Source organism: Candidatus Pelagibacter sp. IMCC9063 (assembly GCF_000195085.1).
Lineage (GTDB): Bacteria > Pseudomonadota > Alphaproteobacteria > Pelagibacterales > Pelagibacteraceae > IMCC9063.
Genome location: NC_015380.1, coordinates 888875 through 910459, shown reverse-complemented (window position 1 = coordinate 910459; position 21585 = coordinate 888875). Strand labels below are relative to the sequence as shown.

24 protein-coding genes and 1 tRNA gene are annotated in these 21585 nt (G+C 32.4%); 1 reads left to right on the top strand and 24 read right to left on the bottom strand.

Translation table 11 applies throughout. The features are described from left to right. Window positions 1-23 precede the first annotated feature (23 nt). The 24 genes from SAR11G3_RS07380 to SAR11G3_RS04705 form a co-directional block, all read right to left on the bottom strand. Complete coding sequence (locus SAR11G3_RS07380) at window positions 24-278, bottom strand: hypothetical protein (RefSeq protein WP_041862375.1); 255 nt, start codon at window positions 276-278, stop codon at window positions 24-26. Then, window positions 275-1600 carry a proline--tRNA ligase gene (gene proS, locus SAR11G3_RS04810; protein ID WP_013695666.1) on the bottom strand — a complete coding sequence of 442 codons (1326 nt, stop codon included), beginning with the start codon at window positions 1598-1600 and terminating at the stop codon, window positions 275-277. Before proS ends, SAR11G3_RS07380 begins: the two co-directional genes overlap by 4 nt. Next, entirely contained in the window at window positions 1597-1854 is a 258-nt protein-coding gene (locus SAR11G3_RS04805) for a DUF1467 family protein (RefSeq protein WP_041862374.1), read from the bottom strand. The genes proS and SAR11G3_RS04805 overlap by 4 nt, the downstream gene beginning before the upstream one ends. A gap of 2 nt (window positions 1855-1856) precedes the next feature. Next, window positions 1857-3527 (bottom strand): ribonuclease J, encoded by a 1671-nt coding sequence (locus tag SAR11G3_RS04800; RefSeq protein WP_013695664.1) that lies wholly within the window; start codon window positions 3525-3527, stop codon window positions 1857-1859. 2 nt (window positions 3528-3529) lie between these two features. Beyond that, on the bottom strand, window positions 3530-4006 hold the full coding sequence (locus tag SAR11G3_RS07825) for a type III pantothenate kinase (protein WP_255346867.1): 477 nt from the start codon (window positions 4004-4006) through the stop codon (window positions 3530-3532). A gap of 50 nt (window positions 4007-4056) precedes the next feature. Continuing rightward, window positions 4057-4281 carry a type III pantothenate kinase gene (locus SAR11G3_RS07820; RefSeq protein ID WP_013695662.1) on the bottom strand — a complete coding sequence of 75 codons (225 nt, stop codon included), beginning with the start codon at window positions 4279-4281 and terminating at the stop codon, window positions 4057-4059. Continuing rightward, window positions 4278-4796: a biotin--[acetyl-CoA-carboxylase] ligase gene (locus tag SAR11G3_RS04790; RefSeq protein WP_013695661.1), complete on the bottom strand. Its 519-nt coding sequence runs from the start codon at window positions 4794-4796 to the stop codon at window positions 4278-4280. The genes SAR11G3_RS07820 and SAR11G3_RS04790 overlap by 4 nt, the downstream gene beginning before the upstream one ends. A 5-nt stretch (window positions 4797-4801) precedes the next feature. Beyond that, window positions 4802-6220, bottom strand: coding sequence for an NADH-quinone oxidoreductase subunit NuoN (gene nuoN, locus SAR11G3_RS04785; protein WP_013695660.1), 1419 nt, complete (start codon window positions 6218-6220; stop codon window positions 4802-4804). Between the two features lie 2 nt (window positions 6221-6222). Continuing rightward, entirely contained in the window at window positions 6223-7725 is a 1503-nt protein-coding gene (locus tag SAR11G3_RS04780; protein WP_013695659.1) for an NADH-quinone oxidoreductase subunit M, read from the bottom strand. A 3-nt stretch (window positions 7726-7728) separates the two neighbouring features. Continuing rightward, window positions 7729-9639 carry an NADH-quinone oxidoreductase subunit L gene (gene nuoL / locus SAR11G3_RS04775; RefSeq protein WP_013695658.1) on the bottom strand — a complete coding sequence of 637 codons (1911 nt, stop codon included), beginning with the start codon at window positions 9637-9639 and terminating at the stop codon, window positions 7729-7731. Window positions 9640-9642: 3 nt separating this feature from the next. Continuing rightward, on the bottom strand, window positions 9643-9951 hold the full coding sequence (gene nuoK, locus SAR11G3_RS04770; protein ID WP_081456305.1) for an NADH-quinone oxidoreductase subunit NuoK: 309 nt from the start codon (window positions 9949-9951) through the stop codon (window positions 9643-9645). Next, window positions 9947-10564 carry an NADH-quinone oxidoreductase subunit J gene (locus tag SAR11G3_RS04765; protein ID WP_013695656.1) on the bottom strand — a complete coding sequence of 206 codons (618 nt, stop codon included), beginning with the start codon at window positions 10562-10564 and terminating at the stop codon, window positions 9947-9949. The genes nuoK and SAR11G3_RS04765 overlap by 5 nt, the downstream gene beginning before the upstream one ends. Continuing rightward, a complete protein-coding gene (gene nuoI / locus SAR11G3_RS04760) occupies window positions 10564-11049 on the bottom strand; it encodes an NADH-quinone oxidoreductase subunit NuoI (RefSeq protein WP_013695655.1) in 486 nt (161 codons plus the stop codon). Before nuoI ends, SAR11G3_RS04765 begins: the two co-directional genes overlap by 1 nt. Window positions 11050-11051: 2 nt before the next feature. Next, a complete protein-coding gene (gene nuoH / locus SAR11G3_RS04755) occupies window positions 11052-12053 on the bottom strand; it encodes an NADH-quinone oxidoreductase subunit NuoH (protein ID WP_041862373.1) in 1002 nt (333 codons plus the stop codon). Window positions 12054-12055: 2 nt separating this feature from the next. Beyond that, window positions 12056-14065: an NADH-quinone oxidoreductase subunit NuoG gene (nuoG, locus tag SAR11G3_RS04750; protein ID WP_013695653.1), complete on the bottom strand. Its 2010-nt coding sequence runs from the start codon at window positions 14063-14065 to the stop codon at window positions 12056-12058. Beyond that, the gene (gene nuoF / locus SAR11G3_RS04745) at window positions 14065-15357 is read right to left on the bottom strand and encodes an NADH-quinone oxidoreductase subunit NuoF (protein ID WP_013695652.1); all 1293 of its coding nucleotides are present in this window, start codon (window positions 15355-15357) and stop codon (window positions 14065-14067) included. Before nuoF ends, nuoG begins: the two co-directional genes overlap by 1 nt. Further along, window positions 15358-15957 (bottom strand): NADH-quinone oxidoreductase subunit NuoE, encoded by a 600-nt coding sequence (nuoE, locus tag SAR11G3_RS04740; protein ID WP_013695651.1) that lies wholly within the window; start codon window positions 15955-15957, stop codon window positions 15358-15360. Further along, window positions 15954-17129 carry an NADH-quinone oxidoreductase subunit D gene (locus SAR11G3_RS04735; RefSeq protein ID WP_013695650.1) on the bottom strand — a complete coding sequence of 392 codons (1176 nt, stop codon included), beginning with the start codon at window positions 17127-17129 and terminating at the stop codon, window positions 15954-15956. The genes nuoE and SAR11G3_RS04735 overlap by 4 nt, the downstream gene beginning before the upstream one ends. Continuing rightward, a complete protein-coding gene (locus tag SAR11G3_RS04730) occupies window positions 17126-17734 on the bottom strand; it encodes an NADH-quinone oxidoreductase subunit C (protein ID WP_013695649.1) in 609 nt (202 codons plus the stop codon). Before SAR11G3_RS04730 ends, SAR11G3_RS04735 begins: the two co-directional genes overlap by 4 nt. After that, window positions 17734-18255 carry a NuoB/complex I 20 kDa subunit family protein gene (locus tag SAR11G3_RS04725; RefSeq protein ID WP_041862521.1) on the bottom strand — a complete coding sequence of 174 codons (522 nt, stop codon included), beginning with the start codon at window positions 18253-18255 and terminating at the stop codon, window positions 17734-17736. Before SAR11G3_RS04725 ends, SAR11G3_RS04730 begins: the two co-directional genes overlap by 1 nt. Next, window positions 18252-18620, bottom strand: coding sequence for an NADH-quinone oxidoreductase subunit A (locus SAR11G3_RS04720; RefSeq protein WP_013695647.1), 369 nt, complete (start codon window positions 18618-18620; stop codon window positions 18252-18254). Before SAR11G3_RS04720 ends, SAR11G3_RS04725 begins: the two co-directional genes overlap by 4 nt. Window positions 18621-18702: 82 nt before the next feature. Continuing rightward, window positions 18703-19725 carry a glycerol-3-phosphate dehydrogenase gene (locus tag SAR11G3_RS04715; protein ID WP_013695646.1) on the bottom strand — a complete coding sequence of 341 codons (1023 nt, stop codon included), beginning with the start codon at window positions 19723-19725 and terminating at the stop codon, window positions 18703-18705. Between the two features lie 95 nt (window positions 19726-19820). Next, window positions 19821-19896: transfer RNA gene (locus SAR11G3_RS04710), tRNA-Thr, on the bottom strand. Between the two features lie 57 nt (window positions 19897-19953). Continuing rightward, window positions 19954-20838 (bottom strand): DMT family transporter, encoded by an 885-nt coding sequence (locus SAR11G3_RS04705; RefSeq protein WP_013695645.1) that lies wholly within the window; start codon window positions 20836-20838, stop codon window positions 19954-19956. A 70-nt stretch (window positions 20839-20908) separates the two neighbouring features. On the opposite strand from SAR11G3_RS04705, the gene SAR11G3_RS04700 reads away from it, so the two are divergent. Next, window positions 20909-21304, top strand: a complete 396-nt coding sequence (locus tag SAR11G3_RS04700) for a hypothetical protein (RefSeq protein ID WP_013695644.1) — start codon at window positions 20909-20911, stop codon at window positions 21302-21304. The last annotated feature ends 281 nt before the right edge of the window (window positions 21305-21585 follow it).

Here is a 21585-nt window from a genome sequence, read left to right as displayed (position 1 = left end):
TTGATGATTGATTTTATTCTTGCTTAAGATTCCTTCAATTTTTTTTTGTTTTTCTTAAAACTATCGAATTCATAAATTAAAATATGTGGCTGAAATAACAGGAGCTTTCCAATCAAGTCGGATCGAAAACCATTCATAACAGACATAACAATGATTAAGGTAGCTACACCCAAGCCAATTCCCAAAAATGAAAAAATTGAAATGATTTTAAGAATGCCTTCTTTTTTCTTGGGTTTTAAGTATCTTTTAACAATAAGAAGCTCCGATTGTGTTATCAATTGAAATATATTTTCTTTAATTTGTTTATAATAATATCAAGATTAATAATTTCTTTTTCTTCTCCTAGCTCTTTAAACTCAAACTCATCACCACTTTGTTTTGCGCCTATAATAATCTGATAAGGTATTCCAATGAGATCAAAATTTTTAAATTTACTCGCTGGACTTTCGTCAGTATCATCCAAAAGGACTTCAAAAGAATTATTTAATAACTTCTCATAAACATCAGAAGTTTTTTTCTTTAAAGTTTCATCATTTTTTTTACCTAAATATATAACAGCTACATGAAACGGGGTTACGCTAGCAGGCCATTTCATAACATTGTCTTTATAATTAGCTTCTATAATTGCTCCAGCTAATCTTGAAACGCCAATACCATAGGAGCCCATTTCTATAGTTATATTTTTTCCCTCACTGGAGTTTACCAGTGCCTTCATAGGCTTAGAATACTTGTCTCCAAAATAAAAGATGTGCCCAACTTCAATTCCCCTTGTTACAAGCTGATCTTTTTTTTCTACAGATTTGTCAAAATCAGACTGGTTAAACTTTTCATCTGTAGCAGAATATATATCTGTGTAAGATTTTACCATTTTTGCTAAACTTTCTGAATCATTCTTAAAATCGCTGATCTTCAAATCTAATATTTTTTTGCTTGTAAAAATTTGACTTTCTCCAGTATCAGCCAAGATTATAAACTCATGAGAAAGGTCTCCTCCAATAGGACCGGTATCTGCTGCCATAGGGATTGCCCTTAAACCTAAGCGCTCAAAAGTTTTAAGGTAGGCGCAAAACATTTTGTTATATGAAATAATGGCCCCTTCTTTATTTTCGTCAAAAGAATAGCTATCTTTCATTAAAAATTCTCTACATCTCATAATTCCAAAACGAGGCCTAATTTCGTCTCTAAACTTCCATTGAATATGGTAAAGAATTAACGGCAATGACTTGTAAGTCTTTACATTATCTCTAAAAATTTGTGTAATAAGCTCTTCGTTGGTTGGGCCATACAAAAGTTCTCTATCTTGCCTGTCTCTAATCCTTAACATTTCCAATCCGTAACCGTCATAACGTCCACTTTCTTTCCACAAATCTGCAGATTGAATAGTGGGCATCAGCATCTCTTGAGCACCAGCTTTATTTTGCTCATCCCTTACAATGGATTCTATTTTTTTTAATACTTTGAAGCCAAGAGGTAGCCATGAATAGATTCCTGAAGCAGACTGTCGTATCATTCCAGATCTAAGCATTAGTTGATGTGATTTTATTGTGGCATCTGATGGAACGTCTCGAAGAATGGGTAAAAAAAAGTTTGATAGTTTCATTGTTGTGAAAAATATTCTCTTAAATTTATAATTTCAAAATATGTCAAAAGAATAATAATCGCAAATATTATTACTGAAACCAGAGTGGTTATTAAGAATTTTTTAACTATATTAGGATTGGAGGGAGCACCAGGATCGGTTCCAGGGGTGATATTGTCATTTTCAATTTGTGAAGAAATTCTAATTGGCAAAATCATGAATAACACTACCATCCAAATAACTACAAAAATTACAAAACCACCCCCTATGGACATGCCTATAAACGAATTAGAATTATATTGGTGTAAGGTCTTTTTTTAGTTTTGCTATAAATAATTTTTTTCAGATTAGATTTTAGCCCGTCTATTAAATTTTTTTCTTGTTTTTTATTATTGAGAGAGTAGGTGCTAGTAATATTAACTATCTCATCTTCAAGGTCGTATAAAATTTCATCAAACTCCTCCTCATTCAATGGCAAACCTCTTAAATTAATAATAGGGTTTCGATCTAACTGACCCTTTTTAGATATAAGCAAAGTTACATCCATCAATCCATTGCTAGCAATATTTTTTCGATCTTTTAAAAATCTTGAATCCTCATCTATCAGTCTATTCCCATCCACTAGCATTTTTCCATTATGAACCTTGTCTATAATTTTTGGTTCTCCAGGATATATTTTAATTATATCTCCATTCTCTATTAGTGCTGGGTGTTTAACTCCTTGAAGTTTTGCAAAATCATAATGCTCTTTTAGATGACGATGTTCACCATGAACAGGAATTGCTATTTTGGGTCTAATCCAACTATACATGTCTTTCATTTCATCTCTTGCAGGATGGCCAGAGACATGGATGAAAGCATTGTCTTCAGATAAGACATTTATTTCTCTTTTGACCAGTATATTATGCATTTTAAATAATTTTTTTTCGTTCCCAGGAATAATTCTTGAAGAAAAAATAACCGTATCATCTTTGTCTAAAAATACATCTGGATGCTCTTCATTTACTATTCTATTCATAGCTCCCATCGGCTCTCCTTGACTACCGGTGCAAAGATAAACAATTTTATTTCTTGGAATTTTTTTTGCATCCCTTGGATCTAATGGTGGCTTAATATCTTGTAGATAACCACAATCTCGTGCTGTGTTATAAATTCTGTGCATCGACCTGCCCACTAAAGACAAGTGCCTTCCTGCTTTTTCGGCACATTTAAAAACTGTTTCCATTCTTGAAGCGTTAGAAGCAAAAGTAGTAACAACAATTCTATTTTTAATATTTTCCATAATAGTCATCATGCTATCACGAACATCTTTTTCAGAACCTGATCTACCTTCTGAAAATATATTGGTAGAATCACAAATCATAGCAAGAACACCCTTGTCCCCTATGTCCTTAAGTTTACCCTCATCCATTTTTTCACCAATCAAAGGCTCACTGTCACATTTCCAATCTCCTGTATGAAATAATGTACCAGCAGGAGTTTTTATAGAAAGGGCATTAGGCTCTAGTATAGAATGTGTGAGCGATACATAATCAATATCAAAAGGACCTAAATTTACATTTCCATTTAATTGAATGATTTTAAGGTTCTCCCCTATTTGAACTCTTTTTTCTCTTAGTTTTTCTTTAATTAAAGAAGCAGTAAAAGGAGTTGCGTATATTGGACATTCTAATAATGGCCAAAGGTGCGCAATAGCTCCTATATGGTCTTCATGAGCATGAGTTAACAAGATTCCTAATAAATCTTTTTTTCTTTGCACAACAAAATCAGGATCAGCAACCATCAAATCTATTCCCGGAACGGAATCGTCCGTAAATCCAACTCCAATATCTATCATAATCCATTTTTTTTCATCTTGAGATCCATAGCCATATAAATTCATATTCATGCCGATCTCACCAGCTCCTCCCAGAGGACAGAAAACTAATTCATTTTTATCTTGCGTCATATTTAAAATAATTTTTTATTGTATTTAATGGTTTCAACAACACCATGTAGGGTGATGTTTGTATTGATTGTAGATTTGTATTGAAGTGAATTTGAAAAAATATGTGCCAAACCACCAGTTAAAATTACTTTATATTTTTTTTTAGTAGTTGATATAATTTTTTTTAACAATCCATCAATCATTGCCACATAGCCCCAATAAACTCCTGAATTGATAGCTGAAATAGTATCTTTTCCTATAATTTGCTTCGTTTTCTTTAGCTTTATTAATGGTAACAGTGCGGTTAATGAACTTAGTGTAGATAAAGAGAGTCTAACACCAGGAGTAATCAACCCTCCATTATAAATTCCATTTTTAGACAAAATATCAAAAGTGGTTGCTGTGCCAAAATCAATCACAATACAATTAGATTTATAAAGTTGGTTAGCTGCAAATACATTTGCTAACCTATCAGAACCTAACTGCTTAGGCTTTCTAATCTTAATTTTAATTGGGTTTTTTAACTTTTTATCTAAAATCTCATAACATTTTATATTTTTTTTTTCAATACAGATTTAATTTTCAAAAAAACCTTTGGAACTACTGATGCAATAACAGCATTTGTAAATTTTGTATTATTAACAAATTTTGTAAAATCTTTATTTTTTTCTATATCGGAAGTATTAAAATTTTTTAATTTAAATATCTTGTTATTGCCTTTGTTATAATGAGCAAACTTAGACTGTGTATTTCCTATATCTCCAATTAAAATCATATAATAGTTTTTTTCATTTCTTGATTTAAAATTCTAGAAAATTCTAATACGTTTATTGATTTGTTAAACTCTTTTTTAAAATTAGTTGCCTTATACTTTTTAAGAATTGGATTTTTTATAAAATTAACCCCTACTCCAATGATGGCAAATAGTTTATTATTGTTAACAAAGCTTTCTATAAGTATTCCGCATACTTTTTTGTCTCCTATAAGAATATCATTAGGTTTCTTAATTTTAAAATTATTTTTTTTGGTAATTTTGACAAATAAATTAAGAAGGGTTTTTAAAACTTTATACTGCAACCTGTCAATAGAATTGTAATTACGAACAGGAAAGAAAGCAGACCCCATAAAATTTCCTTTCATGGATACCCAATTATTACCAAACCTTCCCCTACCTTTTTTTTGGTGATCACTAATCACTAAGCCTGACATAACTTTATGATTTTCAACTAATTTCTTAGCTTCATCGTTGGTGCTATTAACACTATCAAAATAAAAAATTGTCTTGGTCATTGCTTTTATTGAACTGACTTTGATGCAAGGTTAACGAAAAAATTTAGTATAGAAGGATTCAAGAAGTAAAATAATATTAACAAGGTTGAAAGTGCTAAAGAAATTTTAACACCTTTGCTTGAGATTGGGTCGAACTTTTCTTGTTCCGGATCAAAATATATTATTTTAATAATTCTCAAATAATAGAACGCTGAAATTACTGAAGTTACCAATCCAATTACGGCTAAAATAATTAAATCCGCCTTAACTACAGCCATAAAAATATAAAATTTGGCAAAAAATCCAGCTAAGGGAGGAATACCTGCCAAAGAAAAAAACATTACCGTTAAGCAAAAAGCTACAAGAGGATGATTTTTGGACAACCCAGAAAGGTCTCTAATGTTTTCTAAATAAATATCTTTTCTCTTCATAATGAGAATGCAGGCAAAGCTTCCGATGTTCATTACGACATAAAGAAAAATATAAAGAACAGAAGCTGTCACACCTTCGTTAATTCCAGTGGCTAACCCTGCAAGACCATAGCCCATATGACTAATACTGCTATAGGCCATAAGTCTTTTAATGTTGGTTTGCCCAATAGCAGCAACGGCTCCCAAAATCATAGATGCTACTGATATGAAAATCAAGATAGACTGCCACTCATCAAAAACATTTCCAAAAGCAATATATAAAATTCTTATAATTGCTCCAAAGCCAGCGACTTTTGGAGCTAACGCAAAAAATGCTGTTACTGAAGTAGGAGCACCCTCATAAACATCTGGTGTCCACATATGAAATGGAACAGCAGATATTTTAAAAGCCAATCCAATCAATATAAAGACAAGACCAAATAATAAAGCAATATTGTCAGCAGAAAAGTTTTCGGCAATTACGTAATAGTTTGTAGATCCTGTAAATCCATAAACTAGAGAACAGCCGTACAAAAGCAAACCAGAAGACAATGCTCCTAGAACAAAATACTTAACACCGGCTTCTGTAGATTTTGTAGAATCTCTACTTAATGAAGCCAAAACATAAAGAGAAAGAGACTGAAGCTCAATTCCAAGATACAGGCCAATTAAGTTATTTGAACTGACCATCACAAACATTCCAAGTATAGCTGTTGTAATCAATACTGGATATTCAAATTTATCTAATTTATTTTTCTTTATGTACTGATCAGTAAAAAATAACGCAAAAGCACTAGACCCCAAAATAAGTATTTTTAAAAAAGAAGACAATTCATCGACTATGTAGTTATTTGAAAATAGCTTCATCGAAACAGTACTATTCAAAAAAACTATAGGTATAGTTATCAAAAGCATAAACGAAGTAAGCTTAGTAACTAAATTAAAACTATTGGTTTTAAAAACTCCAACCATTAACAATCCTAAAATAGAAATTGCTATAAAAATTTCCGGATATATAAAATTAATATTTTCCATAATTATTTAATCATTAAATTATTAAATGTTGAAATTTTAACATTGTAAACAGAGACTAAATTTTCCACACTTGTTGAAATTGTATCTAAAATAATGTTTGGATAAACTCCAAGTAAAATTACAAGAATCAGTAAAGGTATTAAAGTAATATATTCTGAATAATTCATATCTTTTAAAACTTTAACCTTATCATTGATAATTTCTCCAAAACAAACTCTTCTATATAATGATAAGCTATAACAAGCTGACAAAACAACTCCTGTAGCTGCAAAGAAAGCTACCAAATAGTTCGTTTTAAATATTCCAATCAAAACTAAAATCTCTCCAACAAAACCGCTGGTTCCTGGAAGTCCTACGCTTGCTAAGATAAAAACCATAAATACAATTGCATAATTGGGCATTACGTTTGATACCCCACCATAATCTGAAATTTGTCTCGTATGCATTCTGTCATAAACAACACCTACGCAAAGAAATAAAGCAGCAGACACTATGCCGTGACTTATCATTTGAAATATACTTCCTTCGATACCTTGTGAATTGAAAGCAAAAATACCAATAGTAACAAAGCCCATGTGAGCAACTGACGAGTAGGCTATCAATTTTTTCATATCTTTTTGGACTAAGGCTACAAGGGACGTGTAAACAATAGCTATTATACTCAATGAAAATACCAAAGGTGAGAAAAAATCTGAAGCTACTGGAAATAAACCAAGGGAAAATCTAATAAAACCATAGCCTGCCATTTTAAGCAAAATAGCTGCTAGAATTACTGAGCCTGAAGTAGGAGCTTCAACATGCGCATCTGGTAACCAAGTGTGAACTGGCCACATTGGTGTTTTAACAGCAAATGAAGCAAAAAAACCAAGCCACAATAAATATTGATATTGCACAGGTATATCCAAGGCTAACAAAGCCTCCACATCTGTGGTTCCTGTTTGCATATATATAAATATAATTGCAATCAGCATAAAAACAGATCCTAGAAGTGTGTATAAGAAAAATTTAAAAGCCGCATACACTCGTCTAATCCCACCCCATATACCAATAATTAAAAACATGGGTATTAATCCTGCTTCAAAAAAAAGATAGAATAAGAAAAGATCTAAGGAACAAAAAACTCCTATCATCATTGTCTCCATCACTAGTAGAGCAATAAAGAAATCTTTTTTTCTAAATTTTACACTATTGTAGGTTGCAACAATACAAATTGGAGTAATAAAGGCAGTCAGCACAACAAAAAGGATACTAATACCATCCACTCCTACTTTGTATTTCACAAAGTCAATGATCCATTTTTTTTCTTCGACAAACTGAAAAGAGGATATGGTTTTGTCAAAGCTAAACCATAAAAATAATGACAAAACAAAAACTAGCAAAGAAGTTAGCAAAGACACATGAAAACTAATCTTACCTACCCTCTCTTCTTCTCCTTTGTTAAAAAGAATAAAAAAAACTCCTATCAAAGGAAGAAAAGTGATTATGGTTAATATCGGTAAGTTCATTAATTAAAAAATCATCATGTAGGTTAATAAGATTGAAAGCCCTATCAGTATAACAAAAGCGTAATGATATAAAAACCCTGACTGAAATTGAACAGCCTTATCTGAAACTAATTTGACTAATTTAGCTAGACCATCAGGACCAAAGCCGTCTATGATTGTACCATCTCCAATTTTCCAAAAAAAAGCACCTATCTTTTTGGCGGGCTTCACGAATAAAAAATCATACAACTCATCAAAGTACCATTTGTTTACTAGAAAATTATAAAGAGGTTTGTTTATTTCTACAAAACCATCCAGAGATTTTTTATCTTTGACAAAAAAGTAATAAGAAAGTGGAATGGCTAATAAAACTAAAATTGGAGTTAGTAATAAAAACCACAAAGGAGGATGCAGCAAAACAAACTCTTTTAAAAAGAAAATTGAACTGCTCCAAAATTGGATAAATTGAGAACCTATAAAATAGTCTTTAAAAGCGTAACCAGCAAAAATCGCACCTAAAGCAAGAAATAAAAGAGGCACAAGCATTACTGCTGGAGATTCGTGAACCTTAGATAGACTAATGTTTTTGTTGTTATAGGTTCCATGAAAAGTCATAAAAATTAACCTCCACGAATAAAGAGAAGTCATAAAAGCTGTTAACACTCCAATAGTAACTGCATAACCAGCAAAAAAAGAAGTTGAATTATAGGCAGTTTCTATAATTGCATCTTTTGAAAAAAAACCTGAAAGAAAAGGAAAGCCTGTTAGTGCCAAGGTTCCAATAATCATTAATGAATAAGTGTAAGGAATTTTTTTCCAAACACCTCCCATGTTTCTCATATCCTGCTCGTCATTAAATGCATGAATGACAGATCCAGCTCCTAAAAAAAGAAGCGCTTTAAAAAATGCATGTGTAAATAAATGAAAAATAGCAATATGATAAGCTCCCAAACCAGCTGCAAAGAACATGTACCCTAATTGACTACATGTTGAATACGCTATCACTCTTTTAATATCGTTCTGAACAAGGCCAATGGTACCAGCAAAAAAAGCTGTAGTAGCGCCAACCAAAACTATAATATTTAAAACAAAAGGAGAGTATTCAAATATTGGCGAACATCTCACAACTAGAAAAACTCCCGCCGTAACCATGGTGGCTGCATGAATTAATGCAGAAACAGGTGTTGGTCCTTCCATAGCATCAGGTAGCCAAGTGTGTAAAAAAATCTGCGCTGATTTACCCATCGCCCCAATAAATAGAAAAATACAAATAAAGTTAATTAAAGAAGACTCAATGCCAAGCATGCTAATATTTTTATCTAAAAGCGTTGGAATAGCTTTGAACACATCTACAAAATTAACGCTGCCTGTGTATTTGAATATTAAAAAAATACCAATCGCTAAACCAAAATCTCCTACTCTATTGACAACAAATGCTTTTATGGCTGCTGAATTGGCTGATGGTTTTTTATACCAAAATCCTATCAAAAGATAAGATGCAAGACCTACTCCCTCCCAGCCAAAAAATAGCTGTAAAAAATTATCTGATGTGACTAGCATTAACATCATAAAAGTAAATAAAGATAAGTAAGACATGAACCTGGGTTTGTCAGGATCATGAGACATATATCCTACTGAGTAAACATGAACTAAAGCTGAAACCGAAGTGACAACTACCAACATGACTGAAGTAAGAGTATCGATATTGATAGACCAATTAAGTACTAGGCCTCCAGAAGTGATCCAGTTAAAAATCTTAAGATTGTAGATGTTAGAATTTATAGCAACGTCAGAAAAGATATAGATAGATAAAACAGATGAAATTAAAACAAACGAGCACGTAATAAATTGTGAAATTTTATCTCCTAAAATTCTACCAAAAATACCAACTATGAAAGAGGCAACTAATGGCAAAAAAACTAATAAATAAGCCATTGTTTAACCTTTTAAAGAGTTGATATCATCTACGTGAATAGAGCCTTTGTTTCTGAAAAATACCACTAATATAGCAAGCCCTATAGCGGCCTCAGCGGCTGCTACAGTTAATACAAACAATGTAAAAACCTGCCCAACAATATCATTCAAATAAACAGAAAATGAAACTAAATTAATATTTACAGCAATTAAAATTAGTTCCACCGACATTAAAATTACAATTACATTTTTTCTGTTTAAAAATATTCCTATTACACCAATTGTAAAAATTATAGACGCAAGGAATAAATAATGGGTTAATCCAATTTCAATCATTTATTTTAACTCCTTCGGAATGCTTCACTTCAACCAATTCAACTGAATCTGTTCTCTCTCTAGAAACTTGTGTGGTAATGTCTTGTCTTCTAAGAGATTCTTTTCTTCTAAAGGTTAAAACGATAGCACCAATCATCGCTACTAATAAAATAAAACCTGATAATTGAAAAAAGAAAATATAATCTGTGTAAATTACTAGGCCTAGGCTTTCTGTATTAGTAATAGTTTTATTTATAATCGTATTAGATGGTACAAAATCAGGTTTGTATTTCCAGGTAGCAATCATCATTCCAAGTTCTAACAAAATAACAAGACCGATTAGCAATCCAAATGGTATGTATTCTAAAAAACCAGATTTTAATTCTGAAAAATTGACATTAATCATCATAACAACAAATAGAAAAAGTACTGCTACTGCACCGACATAAACAATCAATGTGAGCATTCCTAAAAATTCAGCTCCCATCATGATAAACAAAGATGATATACTAACAAAATCAAGTATTAAAAAAAAAACTGCATGAACAGTATTTTTACTAGCGATCACCATTAAAGAGGATGCGATTGTTATAAATGAAAAAAAATAAAATATAATTGAATGAGCTAGCATTACCTGTAGGCTTTATCTTTTTTTATATTATGAGCAATTTCTTTTTCCCATCTATCTCCGTTATCCATTAGCTTATCTTTGTTGTAATAAAGCTCTTCTCTAGTTTCTGTAGAAAATTCAAAATTGGGCCCCTGTACTATTGCATCTACTGGGCAAGCTTCCTGACAAAGGCCACAATAAATACACTTAACCATATCAATATCATACCTAGTAGTTTTTCTAGAACCGTCTTCTTTTAGTTCTGCATCAATAGAAATTGCTTGAGCGGGACATACTGCTTCACACAATTTACAAGCAATGCATCGCTCTTCTCCATTTGGGTATCTACGTAAGGCATGTTCCCCTCTAAATCTTGGGCTTAAAGGGCCTTTTTCAAAAGGATAGTTGATAGTAGCCTTGTCTTTAAACATGTATTTAATTGCCAAATATAGAGCTTTTACAAACTCTACTAAAAAAATTGTCTTTATAATTCTATCAAATTTCATATTTAATTTGGAAGTAAGTCAAAGTAGAATAAAAACCCCGAAGTCAATACCACCCAAAATAAAGAGAGAGGTAAGAATACTTTCCATCCCAATCTCATTAATTGATCGTATCTATATCTTGGTACAATTGCTTTTACCAATGCAAATAAAATAAATAATAGTAGAATTTTGAAAATCAGCCAAATAGGAGAAGGAACAAGATTGAATGGAGTGATATCCAATGGAGATAGCCACCCACCTAGGAATAAAATAGAACCTAGTGCGCACATTAATAATATATTCGCATACTCTCCAAGCCAAAAAAGTGCATACATCATTCCTGAATATTCAGTTTGATATCCAGAGACAAGCTCTGCTTCTGCTTCAGGAAGGTCAAAAGGAGGCCTATTGGTTTCTGCTAAAGCTGAAATAAAGAAAATAACGAACATGGGAAACAAAGGAATGGCAAACCATATATTTTTTTGAGCAACAACAATATCAACTAGATTTAAAGAACCTACACACAATAGAACAGTGATAATAACCAATCCTATGGAAACTTCATACGATACCATTTGAGCTGCTGACCTTAATGCTCCAAGAAAAGGATATTTTGAATTGGAAGCCCATCCTGCCATAATAATTCCATAAACTCCCAAAGAAGAAACTGCAAATAAATACAAAATTCCAACATTAATGTTGGTTACATAAAGGTTTTCTCCAAAAGGAATTACTGCCCAAGCTAATAAAGCTAAGGACATAGTAACGACTGGGGCTAAAATAAAAATAATCTTATTTGCACCCGCTGGAATAATTATTTCTTTAAAAATATATTTTAAAGCGTCAGCAACAGTTTGAAATAAACCAAATGGACCAACTACATTTGGACCCTTTCTTAGCTGTACAAGACCCCACACTCTTCTATCTACCCAAACAATTAAAGCTACAGCAATTAAAACAGGTATTAATAACGCCAATATCTTCAAGCTATCAAAAAGTATAATATTTAAGTATTCAGACATCATCTCTAATCGTCCGTTCCTGTTTTTGCCAATTGCTCTCTGGCACTTTTGCACTCCATCATAGTTTTGGAGGATCTGGCAATTTCATTGGTTTGATAATAATCTAAAATAGTAAAGTTTACTTTGGAATCTAGCGTGTCTACAGATGCTATGGATAAATTTTCAGTCTTTACTTTTGGCAGTTGATTAATCTCCGGCAAAACAGAAAATGATTCAAATATTTTAGACCTTAACTGTTCAATAGTATTAAATTTTAGTGGTTTTTTAAGCACATCCGATAAAGCTCTTAAAATTTTCCAATCTTCTTTTGCATCTCCAGGGGGGAAAGAGGCTTTGTATGCAGCTTGTACTCTGCCTTCTAAATTAACATATAAACTATCTTTTTCCGTATAAGCAGCTCCAGGCAAAACAACATCTGCTATCTTTGTGTTTTTAGAACCATGAGAGCCTTGGTAAATAATAAACTTATTTTTACTATCAATTTCTATTTCATCTGCGCCGATCAAATATAAAATTTCATTTTTCAAAACGTCCTGGTTAGTATTGTAAGCACCCAGCATTAAAGCTCCTACAGAAGACGCATTTCTATGAAGTGTATTAAGACCTGAGAGAGCATTGTATTTTTTCAAAATATTTTTTGAAGTTTCCAAAACAAACTTTCCTTGCTTAGAGTTCAACACACTTTCACCAATTATAAATATTGGTTTTTTTGATTTTTTTATTTTATCAGCAAATAAATTTTTTTCAGCTTCTATATCTTTAAGAATATTCAAATTATCACCTAATAAATTTATTTTATACGTTTGATCTCCAGGGTTTCCAATTGAAAAAACTTCTGATTTTTTGCTAACAAAGTTTTTTCTAATCCTAGAATTTATCATCGTTGCTTCTAATCTCGGGTTTGCACCAACTAATAAAAATAAATCAGCATCATCGATTTCAGCAATGGGGGTGTTAAATAAATAGTTAGAAGGATGAGATGGATCTATATAAAAATCTTTCTGTCTAAAATCTACCGAATCACTTCCACTAACGCTTGATAGTAAATTTTTTAATGAAAAAATAGTTTCCAAATCTACCAAGTCTCCTACTAGGCCACCTATATTTGCAGTTTTTTTAAACTCTTCACTAATTTTTAAAAAAGCTTCCTCCCAAGAACATGGGGTTAGCTTACCTTCCTTTTTAATGTAAGGCTGATCTATTCTGTTCGAAGACAATCCGTCACAAGCATATCTAGTTTTATCAGATATCCACTCTTCGTTAATATCTTCGTTTATTCTAGGTAAAATTCTTTTTACATCCCATCCTTTTGTATCAACTCTAATATTAGATCCAACTGCATCCATAACATCTATAGTTTCTGTTTTGGTTAACTCCCAAGGTCTTGCTTCAAAAGCGTAAGGCTTGGAAGTAAGTGCTCCGACAGGGCACAAGTCGATGACATTGGCTGACAATTCACTGTCTACAGTTTTTTCAAGAAATGTCGTTATTTCCATGTTTTCACCACGATTAATTGCGCCCAAATCAGGAACACCGGCAATTTCTTCTGCAAAACGAATACATCTTGTGCAGTGTATACATCTATTCATTTGGGTTTTGATTAACGGTCCCATATATTTTTCTTTTACAGATCTTTTGTTCAATTCATAACGAGAGCTTCGGCCACCGTAATTAACTGATTGATCTTGAAGGTCACACTCACCACCCTGATCACAAATCGGGCAATCTAGTGGATGGTTAATAAGCAAAAATTCCATAACACCTTCTCTTGCTTTTTTTACCATCTCTGTATTTGTAAAAATAACTTGTCCTTCTGCAGCTGGCATTGCACAGGAAGCAACAGGCTTTGCTGATCTCTCTATTTCCACTAAGCACATTCTACAATTTCCAGCTATAGAAAGTCTTTCATGATAACAAAATCTTGGTATTTCTTTGCCTGCAATTTCACAAGCTTGCAAAACGGTAGTTCCATTCTCAACTTCAATCTCTACTCCATCTACTTTGACTTTTGGCATTAAATTATGTCTTTCCTTAAATGATATTGGTCTGAATTACACTTTGCTTCCATTTCTTTTCTAAAGTGTCTTAAAAGACCTTGGACAGGCCATGAAGAACCTTCACCAAAAGCACAAATCGTATGTCCTTCAATTTGCTTGGTGACATCCATAAGCATATCAATTTCAGAAATATTAGATTCTCCTCGACCTATTCGTTCTAACATTCTCCACATCCAACCCGTACCTTCTCTACATGGAGTGCATTGACCACAACTTTCATGTTTATAAAATCTGGCTATTCTAGTCATGCACTTAACAATATCTTGCGACTTATCTATTACTACTATGCCTGCTGTTCCTAAGCCACTTTTCGCCTCGATCAAAGCATCAAAATCCATATTTATAGTTTCACAAATATTCTTTGGAAGTAGGGGCATAGATGAGCCTCCAGGAATTACAGCTTGTAGATTGTCCCATCCACCTATTACTCCACCCGCATGTTTTTCTATTAAAACTTTTAAAGGAATGCCCATTTCTTCTTCAACATTGCATGGGTTGTTAACATTTCCAGAAATACAAAAAATTTTAGTTCCTCTGTTTTTTACTCTTCCAAAAGAGGCAAACCATTCGCTTCCTCTTTTTAAGATAGTAGGAACTACCGCAACAGTTTCTACATTGTTAACAATAGTTGGACACCCATAAAGACCTATCAACGCTGGAAAAGGAGGTTTTAATCTTGGTTGACCTTTATTTCCTTCAAGACTTTCTAATAAGGCTGTTTCTTCGCCACAAATATATGCTCCTGCTCCATAGTGAATGAAAATATCTAGATCCCATCCAGTTCCTGCAGCATTTTTTCCTAAATAACCTTTTTCATAAGCCTCATTAATTGCCTCTTGTAAAACCTTACCTTCATTTACATACTCGCCTCTAATGTAGACGTAACAAATATTTGCACTTACTGCGTAGGCTGCAATTAAACATCCTTCGATTAATTTGTGAGGCTCATACCTTAATATATCTCTATCTTTGCATGTTCCTGGTTCTGATTCATCGGCATTAATTACTAGATAATGAGGTCTTCCTTCTTTGACTTCTTTCGGTGCAAAAGACCATTTAACTCCAGTAGGAAATCCGGCGCCACCTCTACCGCGTAGCTCTGATTTTTTAACCTCTTCTATAATCCAATCTTTTCCTTTAGAAATGATTTCTTTAGTATCTTTCCAATCACCCCTAACTTCAGCGGCAGGAAGGCTAAAACTCTCATCTCCGTATAAATTTTTAAATATTCTATTTTTATCTTCTAGCATTTAATTTTTTAATAAAGTTAATCTTTGTTTAATCGGTTCAGATCCTTTTCTTCCCTTTTGAGATCCTAATTTTGGCAAGTTGTCGTCTTTAAAGCTTTTAAAAATCTTTTCTGCTGAAATGGCATCTAAATCCTCATAATAATCTTCGTTAATTTGTATCATAGGTGCATTAACACAAGCGCCTAAACACTCCACTTCAATCCATGAGCTTTTTTTATCTTCGCTTAGATGTCCTTCGTTACTAGAAATATATTTCTTACAAGCTTCTACTATTTTTCCTGAGCCTCTTATTGCACAGGGCGTTGTAGTACACACTTGGACAAAATATTTTCCTACAGGGGCAAGATTGTACATAGTGTAAAACGTAGCAACCTCATAAACTTTTATGTAAGGAACTTCTAACAAGTCAGCAATATATTGAACCGCTGCTAATGATATCCATCCATCGTTTTGCTTTTGAGCTAAATTTAATAAAGGCATTACAGCACTTTTTTTTCTAACTTCTGGATATTTTTTTAATATTATATCTTTTGTTTTTAAATTTTCTGAAGAAAAAATAAATGATTTTGGCTGGTCTTTAGCAACGTGCTTTCCACTCATCGGTCAACCTCTCCAAAAACAATGTCCATAGAACCTAATACAGCCGGAACATCCGCTAACATGTGTCCTTTGATCATATAATTCATAGCTTGCAAGTGTGTAAATCCAGGTGCTTTAATTTTACAGCGATAAGGTTTGTTGGAACCATCAGACACTAAATAAACACCGAACTCTCCTTTAGGAGCTTCAACAGCAGTATACACTTCTCCTTTAGGTACATGATAACCTTCTGTATATAATTTAAAGTGATTGATTAGTGCCTCCATACTCATTTTCATTTCCTTACGTTTTGGAGGTCCTACCTTTGTATTGGCTGTCATTACAGGTCCCTCTGGCATTTTTTGCAGAGCTTGCTTCATAATAGAAATGCTTTCTTTCATTTCTTCTATCCGGCAAAGATACCTATCGTAACAATCACCATTTTTTCCTACTGGAATTTTAAAATCAAATTCGTTGTAACATTCATAAGGATTAGATTTTCTTAAGTCCCAAGGTACTCCTGATCCTCTTAGCATAACTCCTGAAAAACCATGATCCAAAGCTTCTTGCTTAGAGACAATTCCTATATCTACATTTCTTTGTTTAAAAATCCTATTGTCAGTAAGCAAAGTTTCTAAATCATTAATTACGTCAGGAAAAGTTTCGCAAAATTTATAAATATCATCCGCAAGACCAGTGGGCAGATCTATATGAACACCACCAGGTCTAAAGTAGTTGGCATGTAATCTTGAACCGGACACTCGTTCATAAAATACCATAAGTTTTTCGCGTTCTTCAAAACCCCACAAAGAAGGTGTTAAAGCACCAACATCTAATGCTTGTGTTGTAATGTTTAAAATATGGCTTAAAATTCTTCCGATCTCACAAAAAACTACTCTGATATACTGAGCTCGAATAGGCACTTCAATTTTCAGAAGCTTTTCCACTGCCATAGCAAATGCATGCTCTTGGTTCATGGGAGCGACATAATCCAATCTGTCAAAATATGGAATAGCTTGGGTGTATGTTTTGTGTTCAATTAATTTTTCAGTTCCTCTGTGTAATAAACCAATATGAGGATCGGCTCTTTCAATAACCTCTCCATCCAATTCAAGAATCAAACGAAGTACACCGTGTGCTGCAGGGTGTTGTGGACCAAAATTTAGATTCATTGTTTTGGTATGTTTGCTCATTTCTTTTCTTCCACTTTGTCTTGTTCTTTTTTAATATATTCAGACCCTTCCCAAGGACTCTCAAAATTAAAATCTCTATAATCTTGAGCTAGCTTAACTGGTTCGTAAATAACTTTTTGATGTTCTGCGCTATATCTGACCTCTTTATATCCAGTTAGAGGAAAATCTTTTCTTAATGGATAGCCTTCAAATTCATAGTCAGTCAAAATTCTTCTGAGATCAGGATGATCAGCAAATCGAATTCCATACATGTCAAAAACTTCTCGCTCTTGCCAGTTGGCTGATGGAAAAATATCTGTAAGAGTTGGGACTATCTCTTCATCTCCAATCTTGATCTTTAAAGAAATTCTAAAATTATTTTCATGACTTAAAAACAAATAAATAACTTCAAATCTTTTACTTTGTTGAGGATAATCTACTCCTAAGATATCTATTAACTGACGAAATTTAAATTCAGGAGATCTCTTTAGAATATCAATATTATGAATAATGTTATCTACATCACAGTTTAAAATAAGATTATCATGAGTCAAATCTACCTCTTTAAGCTTTAGTTCTTTTTTTTCTAAAACTAATTTCTTTAAATTTTGATAAATTTCTGACATTAGCGTTGAAGACTTCCTTCTCTTCTTATTTTTTTTTGAAGTTGCAAAATACCATACAGCAATGCTTCCGCCGAAGGTGGGCAACCTGGAACATAAATATCTACGGGCACAATTTTATCACAACCTCTTACTACCGAATAAGAATAGTGATAATAACCACCGCCATTAGCACAGCTACCCATGGAAATTACATATCTAGGTTCTGGCATTTGATCATAAACTTTTCTTAAAGCAGGAGCCATTTTATTTGTTAAAGTTCCAGCAACAATCATGACATCTGACTGACGAGGAGAGGCTCTTGGAGCAGCTCCAAAACGTTCTAGATCATATCTCGGCATTGAGGTTTGCATCATTTCAACAGCACAACATGCAAGACCAAAAGTCATCCAGTGCAAAGATCCAGTTCTAGCCCAATTTATGAGTCTATCGCTACCAATGGTAACAAATCCTTTTTCCGTAAATTCTTCAGCTACTTCTCTGAATTCTTTTGGAATGTCTTTCAATTTTTCGGCAGGTACTATTCCCAATCTAACGCTCCTTTTTTCCACTCATAAATAAAACCAATCGTAAGAACTGTTAAAAATATCATCATACTCCAAAAACCTAAGGGTCCTAATTGTCCCAAAGTTACAGCCCAAGGAAATAAAAAAGCTACTTCAAGGTCAAAGATAATAAATAGGATTGCTACTAAATAAAATCGCACATCAAATTTCATTCTAGAGTCTGAGAAAGCCTCAAAACCACATTCATAAGCTGATAGCTTTTCCGTGTCAGGATTGCTTGGTGAAAATAAAAAATTAACAAAAATAAACCCAAAGCCAAGGCCAATCGAGATGAATAAAAAAATCAAAATTGTTGCATAATCTCTTAAAAACTCAGTTTCCATAGGCCTTGTCTATACACCTAATTTATATTCTAATAAATAAGGGATTGAGCTAATTAACCACACAAAATGTCGCAAAAATTAACTAATTTGAAAATTTTTTCCAATCTATCTTTAATTTTTTATTGTTTTTAAGAGAGCTCAACAAAAGGCTTGCTAGAGGCAGATTCTTTTTCCCAACTGTCTTTAATAACAAGGAACCAACATCAAGCATCAGCTCAGCACCTTCCACTGTAATATTTTTCATTTGTGATTTAATGATGTTTTTATACAAAAAACCATTACCTAAAAAAGAACCCATTTTGCTATTTCTTCCTCCTAAAGCACTCACGTAAAGATCACCAGTTCCAGCAGGACCTAATACAGTTGACGTTTGTCCCTTAAATTTTGTAACTATAATATTCATTTCGCGAATAGACTGTTCAAACAATGCAGAAGCAGCATTAAAATAATTTTTTTCCTTATCTTTTTTAGACAAATATTTATTCGACTGCCCAACAGAAGAGCCTATGATTGTTGCATAAATATTTTTGGTCGCAGAGCAAATTTCTGCACCAGCTATGTCTGCAGTAATATCTGGATGATAATAGTCATTTTGCAATATTTTTTTAACGTACTTTGCGTTAATGATAGAATTGCTAGCCAATACAGTTCTTGTGTGTGTTTTGTTTATCAGCTCACCAGCAAGGCATGGGCCAGCTGCATAAACTATTTTAGTTAATTTATTTTTTTGCTTAAAAAAATCTGAAAGTTTATAAATTTTATTTTTTGATTTAAACAAGCCTTTCGTTAAAATTAAAATAGGACAGCCTGGTTTCAGCAAACGAAGTTGCTTGGAAGCCCATAAAATTCCATTCGAGTTAACTCCAACAACAACTAAGGAATATTTAGATTTGATAATCTCTTCTATGTTATTGTAAAATTTAACATTATTTGAAAAAACCAATCCAGATTTTTTATCTTTTTTAATGTGAGATGCATTTAAGCTAGAGATTTTTTTAAGATCAAATGGTGTACCTAATACGGACACTTTTTTTTTATTATGATCTAAAAGCGATATGTAAGCAGTGCTAGCTACACCAAAGCCTAATATTAAAATTTTATTCATAAATTAACTTTTTGTTAAGAGTGATTTATTTTTGCCAAAATAGCAAATAACTTATTAACAAAGTTTTTATTATTTAATTAGCTATCTAAAGAAAGTGGTGCCCCCTATCTGATTCGAACAGATCACCTATTGATTACAAATCAATTGCTCTACCAAATGAGCTAAGGGGGCATGATGGCAAGTTTTTACATAATTAATGAATTGATGACAATAAAAAAGACGTCTCTTCTATAGTTCTGATTTGGATTTTTGATCAAGAATCAACACGCATCCAACAATCAAAATAGGAAGTCCATAGATTAAGTTTTCAGTCCACTGCAAACCTTCAAAAACTGTTGAGATAGAAAGGGCCACTATTGGCATAACTACACCTATGTAGCCCGCTCTAGCCGATCCGATCCGTTCTAATAAGTTTAAATATAAATAAAAAGCAATAACAGATCCAAATATCACCAAATATAAAAAGGAAAAAACATACGAAGCAGAAAAGTCAAAAATCAGTTCAGCTCCACGATATTTTGCGATCATAAGCGAAAACAAAGAGCCATAAATCATTCCATAAGACAAGGATGGAAAAAAAGGGATCTTGTTTTTAAAATTACTCTGATGCAGTAGGTTGCCAGTAGAAGCCCAAAAAGTTGCTATAAAAGAAAAAGCAATTCCTAGGTGCATATTGTTGCTAGATTCAAATGCCAGAATCTCTTTTTGAAAAATAATAAAGATTCCTAAAATTCCAAGCCCAGCAGCTAACCAAGTTTTCTTTGATGAGATAACTCCAAAATAGATTCTCTCCCCTAAAATATTCATAATCAAAATTGAAGAGAAAGCTACAGTAACTATTCCACTTATTAAATAAGTATTGGCAGAATAAAAAAATATATAGTTTAAAGAAAACAATGCTACTCCAAGAGCTGCAAAGCGAGCATGGTCTCTTATTCTAAAGATCATATTTTTTTTTGCGATAAGTAAAATAACAAATAGAATTAAACCAGCTAAAAAAAAGCGATAAAATACAGACACAATAGGATCAACAATTCCAAACTGAAATTTTATAAGATACCAGGTAGGTGCCCAACAGGTTAAGGTGGATAAAAATAAAAGAAAGTTTCTCATGCTTAAATATCTGTTTATAAGTTGTATTCTTAAAATTATATTTATTTTAAAAATATGATATAAAAATTTGATGAATAAAAAATTTTCAATAAATGAAATTTTAGATGCCGTTCATGATATCAATCCTATTTCAAATAATCAAAAAGCAAAGAAACTAACCACAGAAAAGATTTTAAAAGCTGTAGATAGTATTCAAAACAATGAAGCTGCTATTGAGATAAACAATCAACCAAAAGAAAAAACTGCAATTAAGAGCGTAGTCTCCAAAACTGAACTAAGAAAAAATACAAAAGTCAAAAAAAACAATATTATTCAGAAAAAGAAAGAAACATCTTTTGAAAAATCTCTTTTATTAACAAGAATAATTAAATACAAACCTACTAATACAAAATCATTATTTTTAAACAAATTACATAACTCTAAAATCAAAATCATTACTATGATGCCGCCAGGGGCTAACAAATGATCATAAATTGTAAGTGTGGTAAATATCAGTTTGATGTAAAAAAAATCAGAACTTGGAACTGGCAATAGAGAAGTTCAATGTGGTATTTGTAATTTAAAATGGATACATGGAAACAAATCAAACTCTAAAAATTTCTTATTTTCTCGAGTATTATTTCTTTTCGTAATTTTTTTTGGTTTATCAATTATAGCCCTCGATTACTTCCAAATTTTTATTATTACTAATATACCTTCATTTCAGACATATTATTTAGCAAAGGAACAATTAATTATAAATATAGG

Coding starts and splice junctions, on each gene's coding strand:
- SAR11G3_RS04800 (WP_013695664.1), bottom strand. CDS start 3,527: ATGACGCAAGATAAAAATGAATTAGTTTTCTGTCCTCTGGGAGGAGCT.
- nuoG (WP_013695653.1), bottom strand. CDS start 14,065: ATGCCAAAAGTCAAAGTAGATGGAGTAGAGATTGAAGTTGAGAATGGA.
- nuoN (WP_013695660.1), bottom strand. CDS start 6,220: ATGGAAAATATTAATTTTATATATCCGGAAATTTTTATAGCAATTTCT.
- SAR11G3_RS04780 (WP_013695659.1), bottom strand. CDS start 7,725: ATGAACTTACCGATATTAACCATAATCACTTTTCTTCCTTTGATAGGA.
- nuoL (WP_013695658.1), bottom strand. CDS start 9,639: ATGGCTTATTTATTAGTTTTTTTGCCATTAGTTGCCTCTTTCATAGTT.
- SAR11G3_RS07820 (WP_013695662.1), bottom strand. CDS start 4,281: ATGATTTTAATTGGAGATATAGGAAATACACAGTCTAAGTTTGCTCAT.
- SAR11G3_RS04790 (WP_013695661.1), bottom strand. CDS start 4,796: ATGACCAAGACAATTTTTTATTTTGATAGTGTTAATAGCACCAACGAT.
- SAR11G3_RS04715 (WP_013695646.1), bottom strand. CDS start 19,725: ATGAATAAAATTTTAATATTAGGCTTTGGTGTAGCTAGCACTGCTTAC.
- SAR11G3_RS04730 (WP_013695649.1), bottom strand. CDS start 17,734: ATGTCAGAAATTTATCAAAATTTAAAGAAATTAGTTTTAGAAAAAAAA.
- nuoF (WP_013695652.1), bottom strand. CDS start 15,357: ATGCTAGAAGATAAAAATAGAATATTTAAAAATTTATACGGAGATGAG.
- SAR11G3_RS04720 (WP_013695647.1), bottom strand. CDS start 18,620: ATGGAAACTGAGTTTTTAAGAGATTATGCAACAATTTTGATTTTTTTA.
- nuoH (WP_041862373.1), bottom strand. CDS start 12,053: ATGATGTCTGAATACTTAAATATTATACTTTTTGATAGCTTGAAGATA.
- nuoE (WP_013695651.1), bottom strand. CDS start 15,957: ATGAGTGGAAAGCACGTTGCTAAAGACCAGCCAAAATCATTTATTTTT.
- proS (WP_013695666.1), bottom strand. CDS start 1,600: ATGAAACTATCAAACTTTTTTTTACCCATTCTTCGAGACGTTCCATCA.
- SAR11G3_RS04705 (WP_013695645.1), bottom strand. CDS start 20,838: ATGAGAAACTTTCTTTTATTTTTATCCACCTTAACCTGTTGGGCACCT.
- nuoI (WP_013695655.1), bottom strand. CDS start 11,049: ATGAAATTTGATAGAATTATAAAGACAATTTTTTTAGTAGAGTTTGTA.
- SAR11G3_RS04700 (WP_013695644.1), top strand. CDS start 20,909: ATGAATAAAAAATTTTCAATAAATGAAATTTTAGATGCCGTTCATGAT.
- SAR11G3_RS04805 (WP_041862374.1), bottom strand. CDS start 1,854: ATGTCCATAGGGGGTGGTTTTGTAATTTTTGTAGTTATTTGGATGGTA.
- SAR11G3_RS04765 (WP_013695656.1), bottom strand. CDS start 10,564: ATGCTAGCTCATTCAATTATATTTTATTTTTTTTCATTTATAACAATC.
- SAR11G3_RS04735 (WP_013695650.1), bottom strand. CDS start 17,129: ATGAGCAAACATACCAAAACAATGAATCTAAATTTTGGTCCACAACAC.